Here is a 22896-nt window from a genome sequence, read left to right on the forward strand (position 1 = left end):
ATATGCCGGTATCAGTAATTTTTGGAGGCCAGTTTGGCTCAGAAGGAAAAGGAAAAGTTGCGCACTATTTTGCGAAAGAATTAAAAGCAAAAGCTGTCATTCGTGTTGGTGGCCCTAATTCTGGTCATACTGTTATAAAACCTAATGGCGAAGCTTTAGTTTTAAAACAGCTTCCCACGGCCTCTATCCTAGATAATGTTTACTGCATTATCTCTTCAGGAAGTTATATAAATGTTGATATACTTTTAAAAGAAGTGCTTCAAACGGGAATTAAAGACGAGTTTTTGTATATTGACCCTTTTGCCGTGATAATTACTGAGGAAGATATTTTAAATGAAAGTAAAAACGGCCTTAAAGAAAGTATTGGCTCTACAGGAAGTGGCATTGGATCTGCTTTATCAAATAGAGTTAATAGAATGTCAAGCTTAAGGTTTGCAAAAGATGTAGAAGCGCTTTCAAAATACATCTGTAATACAAAATCCATGGTTAGGCATTTTCTTTTAGATAATGAAAGAATTATTATTGAAGGGACTCAAGGTTTTGGATTGTCATTATTGCACTCTGATTTATATCCTTACACTACTAGCAGAGATACTTCTGCGGCTGCTTTTGTTTCTGAAGCAGGTATCAGTCCGTTAGACGTAGATGATGTTATTATGGTAATTAGAACATATCCTATAAGAGTTGGAGGTAATTCAGGCCCTTTGCCGAAAGAAATTAATTGGGAGAAAGTAACCAATGATTCAAAAAGTAAATTCCCTTTAATTGAATTTACTTCCGTAACAAATAAAGTGAGAAGAGTTGCTGAATTTGATGCAGAAGTAGTAAAGCGTGCTATAGAAGTTAATAACCCCACAAAAATTGTATTAAACCATTGCGATTATTTTGATCTCTCAGGTAATGAATTATTAAAGTCTCAATTAATAATTTCAAAGGTAAAGGAAATTGAAAATTTAATTAATTCAAGAATAGGATACCTTGGATTAGATAGAGATTCAATTGTAGAAAGAAATTTATATGCGAATAATACAATTGCAAAAGTTTTAAAATAAAATAAATGGCAGAGCAAAGTAAGATAAATTCAAAATTAGGGGAGGCATTAAAGCAATATCAAAAATATAGAAACGAAGATCCATACCCAACAATTCAAAGTGCTTTATTAAATTGTGACGACATTATAAAGTACATTGAGAAAGTAAAAATGGTGTTTCCTTTTACTCCTGATAGTACGAATATGAAACCTGCTTCAATAGCATTAAATGTAAAAGGTGCTATTATTTATTTTGACGAAAATGGTAAAAAAAAAGAAATTAATTTAGCAGGTCCAGAAGATACTTTTGAATTAAAGCGAAACACTATTGCATTCGTTTCACTTTCATCTTCCATTAATTTGCCTCATTACATTGCAGCAAGGTTTAATCTACAAATAGAGTATGTTCATAGAGGTATAATTCTTGGAACTGGACCATTGGTTGACCCAGGATTTAATGGAGAATTATTAATTCCATTACATAATCTCACTAATAATGATTATATAATTAAATTTAATGAGCCTATCATTTGGATGGAATTTACAAAACTTAGCATGTCAAGTGATTTTGCAAGTAAAATGGGGGATGATCATTCTGGTAATTTTTTTCCATTTAAGAAAGCAAGCTCAAACTTAACACCTTCTCAATATTTAGCAAAAGCTGCAAAAAATACTCCAATTGTTAGTTCTGTTTCCAAATTAGTGATAGAAGCTGAATATTTGCAAAAAAAATCTGAAGCTACTATTGACCGCTTCAACTGGTTGGGTATATTAAGTCTTGCAACACTTTTAATAGGCTTAGGAACATTTCTTTACAATACTACCATAATGAATAATGAAAATGTAAAGGATTTTCAAAAAATGGAAATTCAGATTGATTCTATAAATAAAAAACTTGATACAGTGATGTCCAAAATTTCAAAAAATAAAAAATAAATATGTGTAGTCGGCTGAGTTTATTTTTTAAAAACTTATCACGAAATATTGTTTCATATATTTCTCATTTTTCTTTTACAATTGTTAAGTTCATAATTATATTCTTAATACTATTAGTTTGCATAGCTATCGCCTGGAACTATTTTGAACGGCGGTCAACAATTGCTAGATTTGATAAAAAGTATAAAGTTTCAGTAGTAAAGTTAAATTCAATAATAGACTTATTAAATAAAAAGTAATTATATGCGTATAGAAATTTGTGGTGCTATTGGTTCTGGAAAATCATCGCTCGCAAAACTTCTATTAGAGCACGGCTATGAGGTGGTTTTTGAGGAATTTAAACTTAACCCATTTTGGAAAGCCTTTTATTCTAATCCAGATAAATACAATTTCGAAACCGAAGTCACTTTTATTCTTCAGCATTACCATGATTTAAAAAGGAAGCTCGAAGAATCTAATAGCGCAGTTTGTGACTTTTCTTTTACTCAAGATTTAGGCTATGCTGTGATGGGACTAAAACGAAAACCTTTAAAAATATTCAAATCAATTTATGATTATATTATAGAGGAATTAGGAGAGCCTAGTTTAATAATCTCTATGAAATGTTCTGCCGAAGAATTATTACGAAGGATAAAGCTACGAGGTAGGGAGGAGGAAATTTTAATTAATTCCAATTTTTTGCTAAACCTTTCTTCATTTGTTAATGCTGAAGTTGAAAAAAAACGAAAGCTTAATAAGTATATACAGTTTCTTGAAATTGATACCGAAAAGCTAAATATTATAACAAATTCTAAAGATCAGAATTTCATTCTTAAAAAAATCGAAAAACTGATTTAGATATAATTATTCTCCAATTGGTTCAAGTACGTAAGCTGCAGGCGCAAGAATGAGGCTTAAACAAAGAGCTTTGGTTTCTTGTGCTAATGTAGCAGTAGCAACATAGCTTGTAGCCTAACTTTAATTCATTCTCTCCTTTCTTTCACAGCAACGTCTCCTGTAAGGGACGTTGCGTACTACGAAGCAATATTGTTATTCATAAATACCTCTCAATACAAATGAAAAACCTTGCTGCATACAAGCGCTGTTCCTATGTAAATATTAACCTGCCAGTCACCTTTTACCATTTCATAAGGTTCGTCTAAACTGTAAGAGGAAGCAGAGGGGATATTGGTAGGCCGCTTCGTATTGTATTTAACAGTTTTGAATGTTTCTCCTTTTTCATTTTTTATTTCTTTGGGATAGATCCACTCAATGGTAACATTGATGTTAAAGGTATCCTTTGTCTCCATTACATAAACAACTCCAAAGTTAGCTTTTGGTACTGCCTGTATGGAATCAGTAGTTCTTACAATCTCAAAATCATCTAACCAACCATGTGTGCCGGTAGGAGAATTGCTTAGTTGTTCCGTGGTACCTGCTTTCACCCTGGCAGGTCCGTAGTCCAGTACTTTAAACACCAATGTGTCACCGGAGCCATTGACGAGTGTTTTCTGTGCATAAGAAAGCTGGGCAAATGATACAAGGATTAGAAAAAAGGCAAATTTCATATATGTTTATTTAAAGTTGATTTGTATAGCAATACTTATACAAGTACATCTGCAAAGACGTACATCGTAATAGCAATGCTTATGTGTTCTGGCTACAGTTGTTCAGGAGTTGGCATTTTCACAATTAGTCTTTGGTGTCCTGGCCGTGGTGGCATTGACTGCAGTTGTTTAAAAGTAATACTCAGGGTTTATATTTTCAAAAAAAATTACCCTTCTATCCTACGCCGTTGTTGGTCGCCTGACCAATCAACAAGTACACGAAAATTGATTTCCCGGCGGTTCCCTCCTAACGCCGGGATGACAGCCCCCTCTTTCCCAACCACCTTCTTCTTTTATGTTGATACATCAGGATACTGTAATTTCAGCTCCTCTTTTACATTGAATCATGAAATATTTTTTGCTGCTCCTTCTTCTTCTTAGTACTTGGGCCGGCCTTGTTGCACAGGACAAATCTCCCTTACGAATTGCTGTGATCGGGTTAACCCATACACATGTACACTACGCCGTTGTTGGTCGCCTGACCAATCAACAAGTACACGAAAATTGATTTCCCGGCGGTTCCCTCCTAACGCCGGGATGACAGCCCCCTCTTTCCCAACCACCTTCTTCTTTTATGTTGATACAGTAGGATGCTGTAATTTCAGTTTCTCTTTTATACTTCATCATGAAACATTTTTTGCTGCTCTTCCTTCTTCTTGGCACAGGGTCCGGCCTTGTTGCACAGGACAAATCTCCCTTACGTATTGCTGTGATCGGGTTAACCCATACACATGTACACTGGATCTTTAACAGTGAACAGCGGGGGGATATCACCATTGTGGGGATCGTTGAAACCAATACGGAACTGGCAAAGCGCTATGCAGATCAATACCGGTTTCCTATGCAAAAAGTTTATAGCAGTATCAATGCACTGCTGAAGGAACAACAACCGGAAGCGGCTGCTGCTTTTGGTACCATTGCCGAACATCTGAACGTGGTGAAAGCATTTGCACCATTGGGCATTCATGTGATGGTGGAAAAACCTTTGTCCATTTCCCTGAAAGAAGCAACCGAAATGCAGCAACTGGCAACAAAGCACAAGATTCATTTGCTGGTGAATTATGAAACCACCTGGTATCCCACGGTTCATAAAGCAAACGAATGGCTGCAAAGCGACAGCATCGGCAGGTTTGTACAGTTGGTGGTGAGAGATGGTCACCGTGGTCCACAAGAAATTGGCATCAATCAAGAATTTCTCAACTGGCTTACCGATCCTGTACAGAATGGCGGCGGTGCTATTACCGACTTTGGTTGTTATGGCGCCAATATTGCCACCTGGTTATTAAAAGGAAAACGTCCGCTCAGGGTGACCGCTGTTACACAGCAATTGCAACCGCACAACAATCCGTTGGTAGATGATGAAGCCACCATCCTGCTTACTTATGATAGTGGCAAAGTAACCATTCAGCCATCCTGGAACTGGCCCATCGGTCGAAAAGATATGGAGTTGTACGGACGAAGAGGAGTGATCTATGCCGATAACCGAAATGATTTGCGCCTGCGTATGGCAAAAGGATATGATGGTTTTACCGAAACGGTGTTAACATTGCCGGAGCAGGCATCGCCTTATGATGATCCGTTCAGTTATTTCAAAGCCGTGATCAGAAAAGAGATCACCATGCAGCCCTATGATCTTTCTTCTTTTGAAAATAACCTGATTGTGATGGAAATCCTCGATGCCGCCAGACGATCAGCAAAAACAGGAACAACCATTCGTCTAAAATAAAAAGAATTTTGATTCCTGTTGGTGGAGACGGGAACCGGGGCGATGGATCGGTTTGAGGTTTATTGTAAAAGCAAGTCTCCTGTAAGAAGACCTGCTTTTTTGAAGGTGCTTTTTGCAGAAATTAACTGAACAAATTATTGGCATCGGTTAAAGACAATCCAAATATCAGGCAGTGATTAGGGTTGCCTGGTACAGGAGCTTTCATTACTCTCCCTCCCTTTTGTATTATTTTTTCAACTTTTGCAGTTCTTATTCCAAATGCATGAAGCCCGGGTTGCATACCTGCCATAATTTGATTGACGTCATCCACACCTTCTATACAATTTACACTGGCATCTGTAAGACGCCCATGCTGGTCAACTTCTTCACTGCTAAATGGTTTTAAGTTTGCATTTTTTAAGCCACGAACAACAGTCCCTTTTTTGATATCAGGCATAACATTAATTTTTTGATGTGTATTATTTAGAATCAAAATACCATGAAGTTCAATAATGCTTTTTACAAACAGGATTTACTTACACAGGTGTAGTAATAAAATAATCTTCAGAAACCGGTGGTGTAAACGTTCCAAAAATTTGGGTTAACTGGTTTAGTTGTGTTGCATCTGCAAAGGATAAGCTTGAAGTGGATGTGCTTACACTTACAGACGGAAGCCCATGAAACGTAGGAGTGATAGAAATATTCGAGAATACCATTTGTAAAACATTTCCGGGCATTTCTGTAACACTGAAACAAATTAACTGAGATAAATTTCCCTGCAGTTTCGCCAGGGCACTTGCAACAGCATCTGTAAGTTTGGATTGCTGCGGCATGCATAACCCTGCAATTTCAGCAGGTGTAATGCCTGTGTTGAGCGTTTTGTTTGTGCTTTTTTGAGCAGTGGTAATCTGAAAGGGAATCTGACTTATTACAGTAGCCCATTCATCACCGTCCATTAACTTGCTTGTATTCTGTAAAATCTGTTTACAAACTGCTGCGCAAATACATTCTGCCAACGAGGGGTTGTTTGCTGAACCGGAACCGGTTGCTGCAAATAACCCTGTTTGTATAAAAGTAAAAGGATTCATTTTGTTGACTCTATTTTGTTTAATTGTATGTATTAGCTGCTTAGCTTGCCGGAGTTAACTGGCTCTGCGGTGTAGCTGATGCATTGAAAAAGTTTGAGGCCGCTTTAAACTGGTTTGTTGAGTTTGTATTAATTAGACTTTGGAAATTTTCATAGTCAGGCCCGTCTTTACGAATATTTGCTGTTTGTACAACGTTCACTATTTCTGTATAGGTCATATTAATATCAATTGACTCAACTGAGCCGCAAATGCTTTTATACTGCTGAAAGTTCTCGTTGAAGGTAATTTGCCTTAAAACGATTGCTCCATAATCAAAATATCCTCCTGCACCATTTGATACGAGATAATTCATGTATGTGCAGGTAAGTGCTTTATAACTTTCTGATTTAACATCTTTGCCGAAAATTACACCACCTATTGAGTTGAGGTAAGAAGAAAAATCAGCTAATAAAGAAGCGCCGTCTGTAATAATGGCTTTTGCAATTAGACTGAGAAATTCTCCTGAAAGCTTTACCCCCAATACGCTGTTGTTATAGGATTTGTTTACAGCAGAACCTATAGAAAGACAGGGAAGATTTGAGATTACATTACTCCATGTATTAATATCAAGTTTTTGGGAGTTTACGGTAGGATAAGTACGATGCATATAGTCATACACCAACCCACCCATGTTAAGTAAATTATTTGCATTTTGGTTCATAATATCACTGTATTTGGGATCAGTAGGTTGCATGCCAATCAGTTGAAATTGAACTGTTCCTTCGTTGCTTGTATCTGCACTGGGATCCGGGGGTGCAGCATCAGCAGCTAAAAAAGCCAATGGAGTGGAACGAAAAAAATCATGCGCTCTTTGAAATGAGTTTTTACTGTCTGCAGCTGAAATCCTTTGTGCAGCCTGTAAAGGTGAAGTTGTTGTTGCCATTGTGAAATGTTTTAAAATTTGTGAAAGAAATTTAAAGCTGTCAATTAATTGAACTCAGTAAATGTAGATTGACCCAATATGTATTTAGCAGGCAAAAAAACCTGAATCTAAAATCAGGTAGAAACACCTGTTTTGAAGAAGTGAAAAATGTTGTTGCCTTGGCTGATGTCGTAGTGGGAAAGCAGAAATGATTAAAGTGCCTGTAGTTTTAATTTCTGATATTCAATTAAACCTTGAGATACAAAAGTACAAAGAGATAAATAAAGTATTGCAGTTAGTTAAATGGTCACCTCATAAATTCCAAACCTCACTGCAAAGATTACTAATCCGGCGGTGTTCTTACAGCCTGTTTTTTGTAAAAGATTATTTCTGTGACCATCTACCGTTCTAAGGCTTACATACAGTTCTTTTGCTATCTCAGCATTTGTATATTCACGGCAAATGAGCTTGAGTATTTCTTCTTCTCTTTTTGTTAATTCAACAGGAATATTATTAACGTTATGTATCGGCTGGTTTTTAAATTTCGCAGCATTTCGCATGGCCTGCATTGTATGCATGTTAAAATAAAATCCACTCCTGTGTACAGTGAAAATGGCTGTTAATAGCTCCTCTTTGTTGCAATTTTTTGCTAGGTAACCCGAGGCGCCGGCTTCAATCATCCGGTATACAAGACGTTCCTGGTCATACATTGAGAGTACAAGCACTTTAATGGAAGGATATTCTTTTTGTATTGTTTTATTCAAATCATTTCCGTTCATGTCGGGCAGTTTCATGTCCAGTAACAGGATGTCGGGCAACTGTGTATTTTGCTTTAAGTATGTAAGTAACTGGCTGGCTGTTTCTGCTTCATACAGCAGTTCCAGGTCGTTCGTGTCGGCAATTAATGAGGCAAGGCCCTGGCGGAATAATTGCTGGTCATCAATAAGTGCTAGTTTAATTTTATTCATTTCCGGTATTTTTTAAATGAATAGGTGGCAGGGGAATGTTAAAAACAAAGGTTGTTCCATTGCCCGGAACGGATGTTACTTCATAACTGCCGCCTGTTAAAGAAATTCTGCTGTCAATATTATGTAAGCCTATTCCGTGTTTGTGATTACTGAGATCATATCCTTTTCCATTGTCGTTATAGCTGATGCAAACTGTGTTGTTAATGAATGCAAATTCTATCCTGATTTCTGTAGCATCGGCATGCTTTAACGTATTGCTTAAAAGTTCTTCAAACACACGGTAGAGGTGAAGTGATGTGATGTAAGGTAATGCTTCTAAAACCTTGCGCTCCGGATTGCTGAATTTAAAGTTGATGCCTGATGCAGTATGTGTAACAAAAAAGAGTTCTTCCAGTGCATCAATAAAACCAAAATATTCAAGGGTGGAGGGCGAAAGCCGGTGAGAAATATTTCGAACCTGATCAATTGCCTGGTCAATAAAAGAAAGGATTCTGATTTCCCCGTCACTGGTTTTTTCCGATGCTGCTCCTCTCTTGTGGTAAAAGGCATTCCTGAGATTGAGAAGTATATTACCAACATCATCATGTAGATCTTTTCCTATACGCATTCGCTCAGTTTCCTGTGATTGCACAGCCGCTTCCAGAAGCTCTTTCTGATGCTTGAGTTCTGCAGCCATAATTTTTTGTTGCTGTACCGCAAGGCGTTTTTGATAGCGTATGTAGAAACGAATAATCGTTCCTCCCATAAAAAGGAAGATAAGCATGCCGGAAACAATGAGAATATAAATATTCATGAGTTCGCTTTCCATAACAAATACTTAAAAGGATGCCTTGGTGTTGAAGTTAACCGGTTGAATGAATAGCGGCAGTTTTTTTGTAAAACAGAAATCCTGCTGCAAACAAGAGATACATAACAATCACAAGGATGGCATGAATAACCCATGCGATTTTATAAAATAGAAATTCTTTGTATAGAAACTCGGAGAAATAAAACAAAATAAACGAACCTGAAAAATAGAGTAAGATCCCCGAATTGATCCAGGTAATTCCATTGTGTCTAAACCGTAAAACATCTTCACTCCCAAGTAACCTGTAAAAAAGCTGTAGCGAAAACACCATAACAATAATCGCTTCAAGCGTTCTTGAATAGCTGTTGTATGTAAATAGATCTTGAAGAAAAAGAATATTAAAAATAGTTAACAGAAAAAAAAGCAGGCTTATAACCGTAAATATTCTATTTGAAACTCCAGTCATACCTGTAAGCCTGAAAAATAAAAGAATCAATACCAGCTCTGCTACAGTGTATATGTGAAATACCAGCATGTTGTTTATGCCATTAATTGACAGCATAATTGAAAGAATACTTGTCAGGCCACTTAAAAGCAAATACAAAGCAATTATTTTCATGGCTGCATCAAGATGGCTATATTTTCTAAATGCTATGAAAAGAGGCAGGCAAACAGAACACGGTGCCACAAAGCCAATTATAAATTTTACCATAAAATAAAAACATAGCAGAATCGACTAACCGGCTTTATTTTAATAGAGGGGACTGTCCGGATCGCAAAAATGGGGGCATGGTTTCGTCAAATCATAAATCGTACTGATTTCTTCTTCTGATGCCCCATTTTTTTCTGAGAGAATATCTTTGTTGTTCTCGTCAACAGGCACTACAATAAAACTGATGGATGAAAAATCGTTTTTGTCTGTTAAACAGATATAGCCACGCATACCACTTGCCTGATGCATATTGGCAATTGCTGTTAGATCCTCAATAGGTATAAAAAAACCCCGGATTACTTTGTCGCCCATAACAGGTTTTAGAATGCTGCGCCAATTTTCTGTTTCCTGTATGGCAGTGTCTTTTGGAACTCTCTTCGGTTCTTTTTTTTGAAGTTGATTGTCCATGATAGTAAAATTAATTTTTTAGTAGTGAGAGCAGTGTTGAAATGAAAGTACCAAAAATAATTGAACATAAAAAAATCGTTTCGGAGTTATAGTTTTCAGCTGCCCCGGTTTTAACGATAAATTTGCTGCGCCGAACAAGGAGTACGCAATGATTGCCTTATGTTAATGGAGTTTTGAACGTTATAGTTGTGGAAACAGAAGCCAGGCCCTTTTATAGCTCATTACCGTTCACCAGATCCTTCATCCAATCCTTGAGCACCTTATTTTTTTGCAGTAAAAAGTGATAAGCCTCTTCACTTCCGCTGGCTTTCAGCAAAAATAATTTTTTCAGTTCTTGTTTCAGTTTTCCATTTTTCTTTAATACCGCTTCATGCTGCAGGAGCAGCAATGACCAGTTTTGAACTGTAAAGTACAGCATGGAGTCTGTATGCGTATTTAATTTCAGGATACCAGCAAGTTGTTGTGTTTTTCCTTGTTCAAATTTATTTCTGCTGTTCTTGTAGTGCTGTTTAAGCAGGGCCGCATAAGCAAGGCTCAGATCGTTGGCATCAAAACGAACCGGTTTATTTTGCAGCAGCAATTCCATTTTTGTTTTAGCTAACTGCTTTAATACTGCTGCCGGGCTTCGATAGCCTTTGATGGTTTTTATTTTTACGCCGTTGTTGGTCGCCTGACCAATCAACAAGTACAGGTTTTATCACCAATCAACAAACCGGTTCATGCCTTTTTCATTACCCCTTTGTGTAATTGACAGGCCGGGATAATTCACCGATTTTTAAGTTCTTAATTCTTGGCTATGAAAAAAGTATCTGTCTCCATTGCCGTTGCATTTATTACGGTTGTTTCGTTTGCACAAAATGTGGGGATCGGCACCACCAGTCCGCAACAAAAACTGCATGTGGCCGGTAACATAAGAATTGATGCATTATCCGGCACTAACGGTATTTTAAAATACAACAGCAATGGTGATCTTGTTCCGCTGGCATACAGTGGCAATACAACGGATGCTTTATTGGGCAATGGTACATGGGGTAATATTAACGGCACCATTCCTGCAGGAGCCATTGTAGCAACAGAAAATTACAATGATGCATTATTGATCAGCAAAGGTTTTGCATTGCTGGGCAGCATTCCCGGTTTTTACAAATACATCAATTCATCCTACACCGCTGCTGCTAACTCATGGGCTGTTACGTACTACAAAGGAAATATTTCAAAATACACACCGCCTCCTTTTGATCCCAATAACCTCATTGCATGGGCTGATACCGAGGCTTATGTATTTTCAGGAAATGTGTTCTATGCTTACAATCCTGTAACAGATATATGGCGTCTGGTAACAACCAACCCGACTGCTTATACCGCATCACCAAATTCTAAAATGGTGTGGACGGGTACAGAGCTTGTGGTATGGGGTGGTTATCATACCAATGCTACTAACAACGGGTTTCGTTATAATCCTGCCACCAATTCCTGGACCGGTATTCCCACCACCAATCAGCCTGCTGCAAGAACCGAATTTACCATGCATTATATCAATGGAAGAATTGTGGTTTGGGGTGGTCGGGATAATTTTTCAGCCACTACTTTTAATAACGGGGCTATGCTGGATATTGCCGGTAATAATTGGATCGCATTGAGTAATGTGAATGCTCCCTCTGCACGTTATAGTGCGGCTTCTGTACAAACTGCTTCTAACACGATGATCGTTTGGGGAGGAAGCGGTCCCGGTTTAGGTGTTTTTGGTGATGGTGCCATTTTTAATCCTGCTACCAATACATGGTCTGTCATAACCAATACCAATGCGCCTTCAGCAAGACGTGATCATACAGGTGTATGGAGCGGTACAGAAATGATTGTATATGGCGGAACCGATTTAAACGGCACTGTTTTTTATAATAACGGCGGAAGATATAATCCAACCACCAATACCTGGACAACCATAGCCACTGCTCCTGTTGGGAGGTTTGTTCATAGTGCAGTTTGGACAGGATCAAGGATGTTGATTTCAGGTGGCTTAAGCGGCTCAATCACTACCAATCCTTCTTCAAATGAATCTTATTTATACAATCCTGCTTCTAACTCCTGGTCAACCGGTGGTATAACAGGGGTTCGGTTATATAATCATAAAAGTATGCTGGCAGGAAACATTGTGTTATTGCTGGGAGGCTACCCGTCTGTATTCAATCCCTTAACAGGTGATTACACTGAAACTATTACCTGGACACAGGGCTCTCGTTTTTTCATAACAAGTACAGCCACTAGCCGTACACAAATACAGGCTGTACAGGATTTATATTTATACATCAAGCAGTAATGAAAACAGGTTCACATGAAAATGGTTTCGTAGTGCATGCACCGGTAAATGTTTTGAGTAGTAAAAAAATTTGCTCTTTCTCTTAGATTATAAAAGATTCAAAAATTAATCAACCCCTTTCACTAATTCCTCCAGCCATCCTCTCAGTACCTGATTCTTTTGCAACAAAAAATGATAAGCTGTTTCATTACCCTTTGCTTTGAGCAGGAACAATTCTTTTAATGATTTTTTAAGCGCCTGGTTTTGTTGCAGTTCTTTTTTGTGCCCCATCAACAGCAGTGCCCAGTTCTGTACCGTAAACTCCAGCATCGGGACATCAGCAATCGTTAATTTCAAGATAGATGCCAGTTGTTTCGCTATGTCTTTTTCAAATTTGATCCTGTTGTTTTTGAACTGCTTTTGAAGTATAGCAGCATATGCTAAACTCAGATCATTGGCATCAAACTGCACACTCTTTTTTTGCTGCAGCAATTCCATTTTGGTTTTGGCTAATTGCTTTAATACCGCTGCAGGGCTTCGATACCCTTTGATGGTTTTTATTTTTTCTGCTTCGCTGTTTGCTAATTGCAATTGTTCTTGTTCCATCGGGCGAAAACCGGCATGATAATACACCCAGAACGCACCTGAGTTGATACCATCACTGTTCTTACCACCAATCTGGTAAGGATCTACTGTAAATCGTTTCAGTTTGTACACCTGTGCATGTACCTCCAGTATCTGCTGAAAAATGTATTGTGATTCACCGCCACGGTAAGCAGGAAAAATATTGAGACCAATCCTTCCGCTGTCAAACAACAACCAGGAACCGGCATAAGCTACAGGCAAGCCATTCTTAAAAACGGTATAACCCATATAGCTGTCTATAGGATGACGACGCTCCGGAATCATTTCCATCAATGCAATACTCAATCCTCTTGGTAATTGATAATAAGAAACAAATCTTGCATCTGTAAAACTGATGGGGTCTATCTCCCGCAGGTGCCGTACTAAAATCATGCGACTGCAATCAAGAACAGCGGCAGCTTCAGCATCATTCAGTTTTACTTTTATGGCTTTGGTAGGAGGTAAAAGTTTTGTTGGCTTGCGCAACAACTCTTTATGAAAATAAGGTTGTATCAACGATGCAGGTAAACCGATAGGTGTGGTGATTTGAATTTCAGTATTCACACCCAAGGCCGTCCAGAGTTCATCTTTCACTTCAGGTCTGGTGTTGTTGTTATCAAACACAGAAAGTAATCCATCCAGAATAGTTTCGCCGGGTGCCAAACTCCGTTCCATCCATTCCTGCCACGTAAAATAAGAGTCCTGTAAAATTTCTGATTCCAGTTTGGTCATCATAGCACAAACAATGGATTGCAGTTGTGCTTCGGGTGCTTCAAAGGAATCAATACGGATGTTTGTGGGGTATCGCTTTCGCAGCCATTTGGTGATTTCAAAACCAAAAGCCGCACAGAGCTTTGTACCGGTGATGCCGGTATTGTACAAACGGTATTGGATAGTTTCGTTTGATTGAATGTATAGTTGCAGTTCCTCCAGTTTTTGTTGCGCCAGTTTGTACACCTGTTTATTATCAGCATAGGCTATAAGAAACAGCAACGTATCATGGTATAATTGAAGAACCGTTTTGTTTTTGAGGTTCTGTACATCAACAGCATTAAGCAATTTAAGTTTCCCGGCAGTCTCCACTTGGCTAAAGGAACGACGTAAGGAAAAAAGTTGTTGTACTGATGTTGCAGATTGATTCATGTGCCGGGCAATTGCTTCACGAGTAAGTTAGTTTATTTTTTTACCGATACTGCAAGGGTGGTGAAAATGTTTTTTGCTGTAAGGCCCGGTTACAGAAATTCATTCTTTCTGCTTATCTTTCTTTAATAACTCTTACAACATGCGATCATCTGCTTTCACCTGCCTGTTGCTGCTGCTGGCAGGCGCTGCGTTTTCACAGCAAACTACCTGGATCAATAATGTAGCCATCGTTAATACCAAAGATGGTAAACTGCAGCCTGCTCAAACGGTTGTGGTACAGGGCGAAAAAATTATTCAGGTAACAAAGTACAATGCAAAAACTAAATTGCCGGATAGTGTAAAAGTGGTGGATGGTACCGGTAAGTTCATCATGCCCGGTATGGTGGATGGGCATATTCATTTTTTCCAGAGCGGTGGTTTGTACACAAGGCCTGATGGATTGAATCTTGGTAAAGTATATCCCTATGAAAACGATCAGCAGTGGATCAGGGAAAATCACAATGATCTCATGCGCCGCTACCTCGCCTGTGGTATCACCACTGTAGCAGATGTTGGCGGACCTATGAGTAATTATGACGTTCGAAAAAAGAATAGTGAGAACAGTAATAGTCCCGGTGCATGGGTAACCGGTCCGTTGATTTCAACGTATCAGCCACCCAATCTTGATAAAAAGGATCCGCCTATTATTAAAGTGAACAATGAAGAAGAGGCAAGAGAGCTGGTACGCAAACAAATACCCTTCAAACCTGACTTTATCAAAATCTGGTACATCGTCAATCCCGGTCAAAAAGCTGCTGCTACTTTACCCATTGTAAAAGCTGCCATTGATGAGACCCATAAAAACGGACTGAAAGTTTGTGTGCATGCTACTGAATATGAAACTGCAAAGCTGGCGGTGGAAGCCGGTGCTGATATTTTAGTACACAGTGTAGATGACCAATTACTGGATGATGCGTTTTTAAAGCAGATGAAGGAGAAAAACGTTACCTATATACCGACAGCCATTGTAGCTAAAAAATACCGTGAAGTATTTACACAGCAAAATGATATTACCACGCATGATTTGACCTATGCCCATCCTTTTATCGTGAATCAGCTATTTGACCTGAAACACTTAAAGGCAAAAGAGATTGGGTTTGATTATAAAGGTTATGCAAAAGCAGTAAAGCTGCATGATAAAACGGATACTGTCATTTGGCAAAACATCAAGCGGGTGACGGATGCAGGTATCAACATTGTTGCGGGTACTGATGCGGGTAATATCGGCACCATGCATGCCTCCGGTTTGTACACAGAGTTAATGGTGATGCGAAAAAGCGGCATGAGCAATGCACAGGTGTTGCGCTCCTGTACGTATAATGCAGCAATGGGTTTTGGTAAAGAAGCTGAAACAGGAAGTATAGCACCCAACAAACTGGCGAATTTTTTATTGCTGAATAAAAATCCGTTTGACAGCCTGGCCTATGTAAATGATTTTGATTTTGTGATGAACCGGGGCAAGTGGATTAAAAAAGATACACTGCTGCCGGTTACACCTCAGTTGCTGGTAGATCAGCAACTGGCGGCCTATAATGCAAGAAATATTGATGCGTTCTTAATTCCTTACAGTGATAGTGTGGAGCTGTATGAATATCCCGGCAAGCTGATGGGCAAAGGAAAAGAAGAAATGCGGAAGATGTACACCGGCATGTTTCAGCAGGTAACACAATTGCATTGTGAACTGGTTAACCGTATTATCCAGGGGAATGTGATCATTGACCATGAAAGTGTGAGCGGCTTTGGAAACAAACCGGTAAGGGCTATTGCCATCTATACCATTTCCAAAGGAAAAATTCAGAAAGTGGAGTTTATACAGTAGAAGCAGGAACGCATCATTACATTCATGGAGTACTTGCTCTTTAAAGATGAAGCAGGCTACACAGTGGCCTTCTTCACCCGTACTGCACTGGCGCCTTTAGGGCCCATCTCCACTTCAAACTGTACTTTATCTTTTTCGCCTACGGCTTCCAGTAAGTTATTGAGGTGTACAAAAATACTTTCCTGTGTTTTAAGGTCCTTGATAAAACCGTATCCTTTGGAATCATTAAAAAAAGTAACGGTACCGGTTCGTATCAGGTCAGCCGGATCGATATCTGCTGCTTTGGGTACACCAATCTCAATATCTTCCAGTTTGAATTTCTTTGCTTTTTTGGGATCGGGTGGGGTGGCGGAAAGATTACCGTTCTCATCCAGGTAGGCCATCATATCATCAATGCCTTTCCCTTTTGCATCTTCTTTGCGTTGTGCTTTTTTTTCAGCTTTTTCTTTTTTCTGCTGTTGCTTTTTTTTCTCTCTTTCTTTTTTATTCCAGGTTTCTGCCATATGAACTGTAAGGATTGATTTAAGGATGAATAAAGATTGTGCTTACAACCTATCTGGAGAAAAAATGATGAGTGATTTCGGCAGATGCCCTAAAGGTAACTGAATTAAGCTTAGTAATAAATCTATCCTTTGAACGTTTATTATGTAGTCAATGACGGTTTTAAAATAAAAACGGGCTTCTGCCGATAAAACCGTAGCTTTGCTGCTCTTACCGTTAGTACTCCCTCTGTTTGTGATCCCTCTCAAATATTGTGATGCATAACCTAAGGCGGATAATGTATCAGCACCTGCTGATAGCCTTATCACAATTTTTAATATAAAATAAGAATCGTGACTTTTAAAGAATTACAGCTGATTGAGCCTGTATTACAGGCCCTCAGCAAAGAAGGGTACACTACACCCACACCTGTACAGGCACAATCCATACCTGCAATTTTAGAACGCAGGGATTTATTAGGATGTGCACAAACCGGCACCGGAAAAACAGCCGCTTTTACATTGCCGCTGTTGCAGTTAATGTTTGAAGAAAAACAACAAACAAGACCGGCGCATCCGCAATTACATACACTTATCCTTACGCCCACCCGTGAACTGGCCATACAGATTGGTGAAAGCATTGCTGCTTATGGCCGTTACCTTCCGTTAAAACATCATGTTGTATTTGGAGGTGTACCACAACAGGCACAGGTGAATGCTATTAAAAAAGGTCTGGATATCATCGTTGCCACACCCGGCCGTTTGCTGGATTTAATGCAGCAAGGTGTAGTGTCGCTCAGCAGTATAAAATACTTTGTATTGGATGAAGCAGACCGTATGCTGGACATGGGTTTTGTGCAGGATGTAAAACGCATTATTGCACACCTGCCGCATCAGAAACAAACCTTGTTCTTTTCTGCTACCATGCCCACAGAAATCAAACATCTTGCTTCCATTCTTTTACGTAACCCCGTAAAGGTGGAAGTAACACCGGTTTCCTCCACAGCAGAAATGATTCAGCAATCCGTGTATTATGTAGAGAAACACCACAAGCAATCTCTTTTGCTGGAACTGCTGAAAGATGGAAGTATTGAAACCTTGCTCGTGTTTACCCAAATGAAACATGCGGCTGATAAATTGTGCAAGCAATTGCAAAAGGCCGGCATCAATGCAGAAGCCATTCATGGTAATAAATCACAAAATGCAAGACAGGCAGCTTTAAAAAATTTCAAGAACCGTAAAACACGTGTACTTGTGGCTACAGATATCGCTGCCCGTGGAATTGATATTGATGAGCTTACACATGTACTCAATTATGAGTTGCCTAATGTACCTGAAACCTATGTGCACCGCATTGGCCGTACCGGAAGAGCGGGAGCAGATGGCACGGCTTTTTCTTTTTGCGACTGGAGTGAAAAAACTTTTTTAACGGATATTCAGAAACTCATTAATAAGCAGATTCCGGTTGTAAAGGGCCATGAATTTGATGTGCCGTCTATGCATGCTGTAACAACACCTGCAGCATCCGGTTCATCAACTTTCCGCAATTTCAGTTCACAAATGCGAAGACCCAGAGGCAGAACGTTTACCCAGCGTTAATAGCGGTAACATACGGCATTGATATTCATGCCGGCGCCAACGGATGCAAATAAAATTACATCGCCCGGCTCCAGTTGATGGGGCGGGGCTTCTCCTTTTTGAACTAGATCGTACAAGGTAGGAACCGTGGCTACAGAACTGTTGCCGAGCCAATGAATACTCATGGGCATAATATTTTCCGGTACTTCGTTGATGCCGTAGAGATGGTATAAACGTTTGATGATGCCATCATCCATTTTTTCATTGGCCTGGTGAATGAATACTTTTTTCAATTCATGAATGGAAATACCGCTTTCATCGAGGCAGGCTTTCATGGCAGCAGGCACATGCGTCATTGCATATTCATACACTTTGCGGCCTTTCATTTTAATATAACGAACCCGCTCATCACTGCCGGGTTTATAGGAGCAACCCATGTTAATGTAGTTCACTTCATCAACGGCATGTGTTTGTGCACAGCAGCCGAGGATTCCCTGGTGAGAAGTTCCTGTATCAAGATACTCCAATACAGTTGCACCGGCACCATCGCTGAAAATCATACTGTCACGGTCGTGTACGTCAATCACTCTTGATAAAGTTTCTGTACCTATAATCAATGCTTTTTTTGCCATGCCCGCATTAAAATAAGCATGGGCAATAATAACTCCCTGCAACCAACCGGGGCAACCAAACAAAACATCATAAGCCACGCAGTTGGGATTTTTTATCTGCAGTTGATGTTTGATCAGGCTGGCCAGTGAAGGCACTGCATCAGTTTGTATGGTGTGTTTGTACACATTGCCAAAATTGTGAGCGGCAATAAGCAGATCAATTTCTTCAGCATCAATACCACTGTTGGCAATGGCTTCTTTTGCAGCGAGGGCACCTAAATCAGAAGCATTGAGTTGATCATCAGCATACCTTCTTTCTTCAATGCCGGTAATCTGTTTGAATTTCTGCACCACATCTTCTGGCGGTGTATCCAGCAGTTTGCCTGTTTCGCTGTAAAAAGCTGAGGCTGCAAAATCAGCATTGGTTTTAATGGTGGCAGGAATATAGGATCCGCTGCCGGTTATAATCGTTTGTTTCATTGCCTTGAACAAAAAATCTGCTCTTGCAAATAATGCAGGAAGCAGATAGGTTTAAAATGGGCTCTAATATAATTAATCGTTTGCTTCTGAATCAACTGTTTCTTCAAGATTACCTGTTTCAACTGCTAAAGGTGTTTCATCCGTAATGGAGAGTTCACTGTTGCCATTAAAGCTAAAACTTACATTACGGGTACGCAGCAATTTGCTTGTTACGGGATCATCTAACAGTACATCTGCCAGTTCTTTAGCCAGTGCTGTATTCTTGAGCAGGTTGTTCATGCGCCCTTTGTTGATTTCCATTCTTGAAAAACTCAGCTTGAGTTTGCGGCCGCCAAGCGCTCTTTCAAAATCAGTCTGGTTGAGTTGAATGGTCTGCGGACCGTTTGCTGATTTCTTTAAGAACAAAGTGAGCAAAGGCAAATACTTCTTCCAGGTTTGTGAAAACATAGTAATTGTTTTGATGGTTTATTCGGCTTCCGAAAGTCTTGTAAATTCAGCGCCATTAAATATACGGGCCAGGTTGGCATCGCCTGTCCGTTTCCATTCCTCATTATTGCTTTCAGTAACAATGCGCCAGAAGTTTTTTGATTTCAGTTCTTCGTAATCGGCTGTTTGCAGAAACACACCTTTTACGGTAGATCTTTGCTTGAAGTGAATATTTACACGGGCATGTTTCTTCACTTTTTTCTCAATGAATTTTTCAATGATATCGTTGGTCATGTAAAGTTGTTTTAAGGGTTGAAGAGTGTGATTACCATTTATTGCGGGGTCTATCCTCACGGGGGCGTGCTTCGGTTATTTTGATGGAACGGCCATCGGCCATGGTGCCATTGAGTTCGTTCATTGCCTTAGCGGCTGCTGCATCATCCGGCATTTCTACAAAACCAAAGCCACGGCTTTTATTCATGACCCGGTCCATAATTACCTTGGCAGAAGAAACAGAGCCATAAGGCAGAAAGAGATTCTTCAATTCTTCATCCCCGGTATTGAATCCGAGGTTTGATACGTACAAGTTCATACAACAACATTTAAGTTTTAAAAAATTGAGATGCTACTGGTGTAAAGGAAGAATATAAAAAACCGGTAGAACGATTATTCGATTACAGAAGATGAAACTCAAGTGAACTTAATAAAGGTAGCGTTTTTGCTGCGAAAAACTGTATTTAGTTTTTGATAGAGCAGCAAATACCGGGAGGTTAGATAAAGAAAACAACAATAAGCTTCATCATCCGATTATGTGTATGAACCTAACTTTGCAGTAAAAATTATTTTATGGAACTGGGTGTAGGCATGTTTGGTGATAATCATTACGACAGTAATGGAAAGCCGCTATCAACAGGTGAGCGCTTACAAGAACTCATAGAAGAAATTAAACTGATGGATGAAGTGGGGCTTGATTTTTTTGGTATTGGCGAGCATCACCGTCCTGATTATGCTGTATCCTCACCGGAAATTGTATTAGCGGCTGCAGCAACTGTAACCAAACAAATAAAACTAGGCAGCGCTGTTTCTGTACTCAGTTCCTCTGATCCTGTAAAGCTTTACCAGAATTTTGCCACCATTGATTTACTCAGTAACGGCCGGGCAGAGTTAATGGCCGGCAGAGGCAGTTTTATTGAATCCTATCCTTTGTTTGGTTATAAGCTGGAAGATTATGATGAGCTGTTTGAAGAAAAGCTGGACCTGCTTACCAAAATCAATCATAATAATCCTGTTACCTGGAAAGGAAAGTTCCGTGCAGCGCTTAATAATCAGCAGGTGCTTCCCCGTGCTGTAAATGATCATCTCAACATGTGGATTGCTGTGGGTGGCACACCGGAAAGTGTGGTGCGTGCTGCAAAGTATCGCTTGCCTGTTATGTTTGCCATCATCGGGGGAAGTCCTGTACAATTCAAACCCTTATTTGAGTATTATAAAAAAGCATGGCAGCATTTTGGAAATGAAAAAGATGCTTTACAGGTGGGAGTTCATATTCATGCTTTTTTTGGTGAAAACAACAGAGCGATTGCTGATGCATATTATCCTGTTTATGCAGCACAGATGAACCGTGTGGGAAGCACCAGGGGCTGGCCTCCTTATGAACGTTCTGTATATGATGCAGGCAGGCAACGCAATGGTCACCTGATTATAGGCGATGCTGCTGAAGCGATTGATAAAATTTTATACCTGCATGAGTTGTTCGGCCTCACCCGTTTTTCTGCACATATGGATGTGGGTGGCCCTTCTCATAAAGAACTCATGAAGTCGATTGAAATATATGGAAGCAAGATTGCTCCAAAAGTGCGGGAGGCATTGAAAACACGGGTTTCAGCCACTACTTTATAAAATCTATAATGCAGTATAATGTGCCAGGTTAAGTGGGCAGAGTAATTTGTAACTTCTGTTCTGTTCATCCGTATCACAGAAGTTCCACTTTTAAATCAACCACTATGCAACAGGCTGTTCAACGCAGGTATTATATTGACTGGATACGGGTACTTGCTTTTTTTCTGCTCATCTTTTTTCATTGCGCCATGCCCTTTGTGATCTTTGGCTGGGAAGTAAAAAATGAAGATACTTCCATGGGGCTGAGCCGTCTTATCTGGTGGATGCATCAATGGCGTATTCCGCTTTTGTTTTTTATCTCAGGCGTTGGCATTCACTATTCATTGCAAAAACGTTCTGTAATCAAATTTGCCGGCGAACGTATGGTGCGTTTGTTTATTCCGCTTTTGTTTGCCATGTTTTTTACCATTCCGCTGCAGGTGTATTTTGAAAAATTACAGCGTGGCAAGATCAGTGGTTCTTATGCTGATTTCTATCCAACAGTTTGGGAAATGGTTCCATATCCTGATGGTAGTTTAACATGGAGCCATATGTGGTTTGTAGTTTATCTTTTTGTGTTTTGTTTATTGCTGCTGCCGGTATTTGCTTTGTTCAAGATCAAATGGCTGGCAATGATGAAGCAAAAAGCAGCAGCATGGCTTTCCAATCCTTTTCTTTTGTTAGTGATCGTACTTCCTTTTACTTATTATTACTTCACGTTGTATTTATCTTATCCTGAACAACAAAGTTTGCTGGATGATTGGTTCCTGTTTGTATATTCTCTTACATTATTGTTCTATGGATATGTTCTTGGCGGAAAGGAACAATTCTGGGCGAGCTGTGAACGGCATCGTTATCTGTTTCTGATTATTGCAATCGCCTGTGGTGCTTATTTAATGGTGAATCACTGGTGGCTAATGGATTTGCCCAAACAGCAGGGGCCCAGGCTTTCTGTTTATGGTATAGCGAACTCTCTTCACATTTGGTGTATGATTCTTACAATAGCAGGCTTTGCAAAGAAATATCTCAACTTCAGTAATCGCTTTTTACAATACGCTAATGAAGCAGTATATCCATTTTATATTTTGCATCAAACATTAATCGTTGCATTCGGGTATTACCTGGTACAATGGTCATTGCCGATTGCAGTTAAGCTGCCGATCTTGATCATACTTTGTTTTGTCAGCCTTTACCTGTTGTATAACGGAATTATTAAAAGATTCATCATTACCCGGATTTTATATGGGCTTAAATGGACCGGAAGTGGGTCTGAAAATAGCAGCGGTAAGGCAGGGATTAATAGTTTATAAAACGGTTCCGGCTACTGCTGTTTTTAGTAGAATATTCTTTATTTAAGAACCTGGATGCGGATGTGGGTTTTCATAAAGCATTCATCATATCT

The 22896-nt window shown here is 39.4% G+C and carries 24 protein-coding genes; 9 read left to right on the forward strand and 15 right to left on the reverse strand.

Translation table 11 applies throughout. The annotated features are described in order from the left end of the window. The first annotated feature begins 2 nt into the window (after window positions 1-2). The 3 genes from PDL71_RS04610 to PDL71_RS04620 all read left to right on the forward strand — a co-directional run bounded on the left by PDL71_RS04610 (window position 3) and on the right by PDL71_RS04620 (window position 2803). A complete protein-coding gene (locus tag PDL71_RS04610; RefSeq protein WP_407525993.1) occupies window positions 3-1052 on the forward strand; it encodes an adenylosuccinate synthetase in 1050 nt (349 codons plus the stop codon). A gap of 5 nt (window positions 1053-1057) precedes the next feature. Further along, the gene (locus PDL71_RS04615) at window positions 1058-1966 is read left to right on the forward strand and encodes a dCTP deaminase domain-containing protein (protein WP_407525995.1); all 909 of its coding nucleotides are present in this window, start codon (window positions 1058-1060) and stop codon (window positions 1964-1966) included. A 243-nt stretch (window positions 1967-2209) separates the two neighbouring features. Further along, the gene (locus tag PDL71_RS04620; protein WP_407525998.1) at window positions 2210-2803 is read left to right on the forward strand and encodes a deoxynucleoside kinase; all 594 of its coding nucleotides are present in this window, start codon (window positions 2210-2212) and stop codon (window positions 2801-2803) included. A 209-nt stretch (window positions 2804-3012) separates the two neighbouring features. Here the strand turns inward: PDL71_RS04620 and PDL71_RS04625 are convergent, their stop codons facing one another. Next, the gene (locus PDL71_RS04625) at window positions 3013-3513 is read right to left on the reverse strand and encodes a DUF3859 domain-containing protein (protein ID WP_407526001.1); all 501 of its coding nucleotides are present in this window, start codon (window positions 3511-3513) and stop codon (window positions 3013-3015) included. 664 nt (window positions 3514-4177) lie between these two features. Here PDL71_RS04625 and PDL71_RS04630 point away from each other — a divergent pair. Further along, complete coding sequence (locus tag PDL71_RS04630) at window positions 4178-5278, forward strand: Gfo/Idh/MocA family protein (protein ID WP_407526004.1); 1101 nt, start codon at window positions 4178-4180, stop codon at window positions 5276-5278. A 121-nt stretch (window positions 5279-5399) separates the two neighbouring features. On the opposite strand, the gene PDL71_RS04635 is transcribed toward PDL71_RS04630, so the two are convergent. The 8 genes from PDL71_RS04635 to PDL71_RS04670 all read right to left on the reverse strand — a co-directional run bounded on the left by PDL71_RS04635 (window position 5400) and on the right by PDL71_RS04670 (window position 10803). Beyond that, window positions 5400-5714, reverse strand: a complete 315-nt coding sequence (locus PDL71_RS04635) for a hypothetical protein (protein ID WP_407526007.1) — start codon at window positions 5712-5714, stop codon at window positions 5400-5402. A gap of 79 nt (window positions 5715-5793) precedes the next feature. Beyond that, window positions 5794-6345: a hypothetical protein gene (locus PDL71_RS04640; RefSeq protein ID WP_407526009.1), complete on the reverse strand. Its 552-nt coding sequence runs from the start codon at window positions 6343-6345 to the stop codon at window positions 5794-5796. A gap of 40 nt (window positions 6346-6385) precedes the next feature. After that, window positions 6386-7267 carry a hypothetical protein gene (locus PDL71_RS04645; RefSeq protein WP_407526011.1) on the reverse strand — a complete coding sequence of 294 codons (882 nt, stop codon included), beginning with the start codon at window positions 7265-7267 and terminating at the stop codon, window positions 6386-6388. A 278-nt stretch (window positions 7268-7545) separates the two neighbouring features. After that, entirely contained in the window at window positions 7546-8214 is a 669-nt protein-coding gene (locus PDL71_RS04650) for a response regulator (protein ID WP_407526014.1), read from the reverse strand. Next, window positions 8207-9022, reverse strand: coding sequence for a sensor histidine kinase (locus PDL71_RS04655; protein WP_407526016.1), 816 nt, complete (start codon window positions 9020-9022; stop codon window positions 8207-8209). The genes PDL71_RS04650 and PDL71_RS04655 overlap by 8 nt, the downstream gene beginning before the upstream one ends. 34 nt (window positions 9023-9056) lie before the next feature. Continuing rightward, complete coding sequence (locus PDL71_RS04660) at window positions 9057-9713, reverse strand: hypothetical protein (protein ID WP_407526018.1); 657 nt, start codon at window positions 9711-9713, stop codon at window positions 9057-9059. 39 nt (window positions 9714-9752) lie between these two features. Next, a complete protein-coding gene (locus PDL71_RS04665) occupies window positions 9753-10121 on the reverse strand; it encodes a hypothetical protein (RefSeq protein WP_407526021.1) in 369 nt (122 codons plus the stop codon). A gap of 211 nt (window positions 10122-10332) precedes the next feature. Then, window positions 10333-10803 (reverse strand): hypothetical protein, encoded by a 471-nt coding sequence (locus tag PDL71_RS04670; RefSeq protein WP_407526023.1) that lies wholly within the window; start codon window positions 10801-10803, stop codon window positions 10333-10335. Between the two features lie 114 nt (window positions 10804-10917). Between PDL71_RS04670 and PDL71_RS04675 the strand changes: the two genes are divergently transcribed. Continuing rightward, window positions 10918-12438: a Kelch repeat-containing protein gene (locus PDL71_RS04675; protein ID WP_407526026.1), complete on the forward strand. Its 1521-nt coding sequence runs from the start codon at window positions 10918-10920 to the stop codon at window positions 12436-12438. A 105-nt stretch (window positions 12439-12543) separates the two neighbouring features. On the opposite strand, the gene PDL71_RS04680 is transcribed toward PDL71_RS04675, so the two are convergent. Next, complete coding sequence (locus PDL71_RS04680) at window positions 12544-14184, reverse strand: hypothetical protein (protein WP_407526029.1); 1641 nt, start codon at window positions 14182-14184, stop codon at window positions 12544-12546. A 139-nt stretch (window positions 14185-14323) separates the two neighbouring features. On the opposite strand from PDL71_RS04680, the gene PDL71_RS04685 reads away from it, so the two are divergent. Then, window positions 14324-16042, forward strand: coding sequence for an amidohydrolase family protein (locus PDL71_RS04685; RefSeq protein WP_407526032.1), 1719 nt, complete (start codon window positions 14324-14326; stop codon window positions 16040-16042). A 56-nt stretch (window positions 16043-16098) separates the two neighbouring features. On the opposite strand, the gene PDL71_RS04690 is transcribed toward PDL71_RS04685, so the two are convergent. Continuing rightward, window positions 16099-16545 (reverse strand): cold shock domain-containing protein, encoded by a 447-nt coding sequence (locus PDL71_RS04690; RefSeq protein WP_407526034.1) that lies wholly within the window; start codon window positions 16543-16545, stop codon window positions 16099-16101. Window positions 16546-16875: 330 nt separating this feature from the next. On the opposite strand from PDL71_RS04690, the gene PDL71_RS04695 reads away from it, so the two are divergent. Continuing rightward, complete coding sequence (locus tag PDL71_RS04695; protein ID WP_407526037.1) at window positions 16876-18120, forward strand: DEAD/DEAH box helicase; 1245 nt, start codon at window positions 16876-16878, stop codon at window positions 18118-18120. Here the strand turns inward: PDL71_RS04695 and PDL71_RS04700 are convergent. The 4 genes from PDL71_RS04700 to PDL71_RS04715 form a co-directional block, all read right to left on the reverse strand. After that, window positions 18117-19190 (reverse strand): 3-oxoacyl-ACP synthase III family protein, encoded by a 1074-nt coding sequence (locus tag PDL71_RS04700; RefSeq protein WP_407526039.1) that lies wholly within the window; start codon window positions 19188-19190, stop codon window positions 18117-18119. The genes PDL71_RS04695 and PDL71_RS04700 overlap by 4 nt on opposite strands. 72 nt (window positions 19191-19262) lie before the next feature. After that, a complete protein-coding gene (locus PDL71_RS04705) occupies window positions 19263-19637 on the reverse strand; it encodes a hypothetical protein (RefSeq protein WP_407526042.1) in 375 nt (124 codons plus the stop codon). Between the two features lie 18 nt (window positions 19638-19655). Beyond that, on the reverse strand, window positions 19656-19910 hold the full coding sequence (locus PDL71_RS04710; RefSeq protein WP_407526045.1) for a short-chain dehydrogenase: 255 nt from the start codon (window positions 19908-19910) through the stop codon (window positions 19656-19658). Between the two features lie 31 nt (window positions 19911-19941). Beyond that, entirely contained in the window at window positions 19942-20208 is a 267-nt protein-coding gene (locus tag PDL71_RS04715; RefSeq protein WP_407526048.1) for an RNA recognition motif domain-containing protein, read from the reverse strand. 254 nt (window positions 20209-20462) lie between these two features. Here PDL71_RS04715 and PDL71_RS04720 point away from each other — a divergent pair, with 254 nt between their 5' ends. Together PDL71_RS04720 and PDL71_RS04725 are read left to right on the forward strand one after the other, a co-directional pair. Then, window positions 20463-21515 carry an LLM class flavin-dependent oxidoreductase gene (locus PDL71_RS04720; RefSeq protein WP_407526051.1) on the forward strand — a complete coding sequence of 351 codons (1053 nt, stop codon included), beginning with the start codon at window positions 20463-20465 and terminating at the stop codon, window positions 21513-21515. 104 nt (window positions 21516-21619) lie between these two features. Further along, a complete protein-coding gene (locus PDL71_RS04725; RefSeq protein WP_407526053.1) occupies window positions 21620-22804 on the forward strand; it encodes an acyltransferase family protein in 1185 nt (394 codons plus the stop codon). Window positions 22805-22896 lie beyond the last annotated feature (92 nt).

The sequence above is a fragment of the Lacibacter sp. MH-610 genome (assembly GCF_045780045.1).
GTDB lineage: Bacteria > Bacteroidota > Bacteroidia > Chitinophagales > Chitinophagaceae > Lacibacter.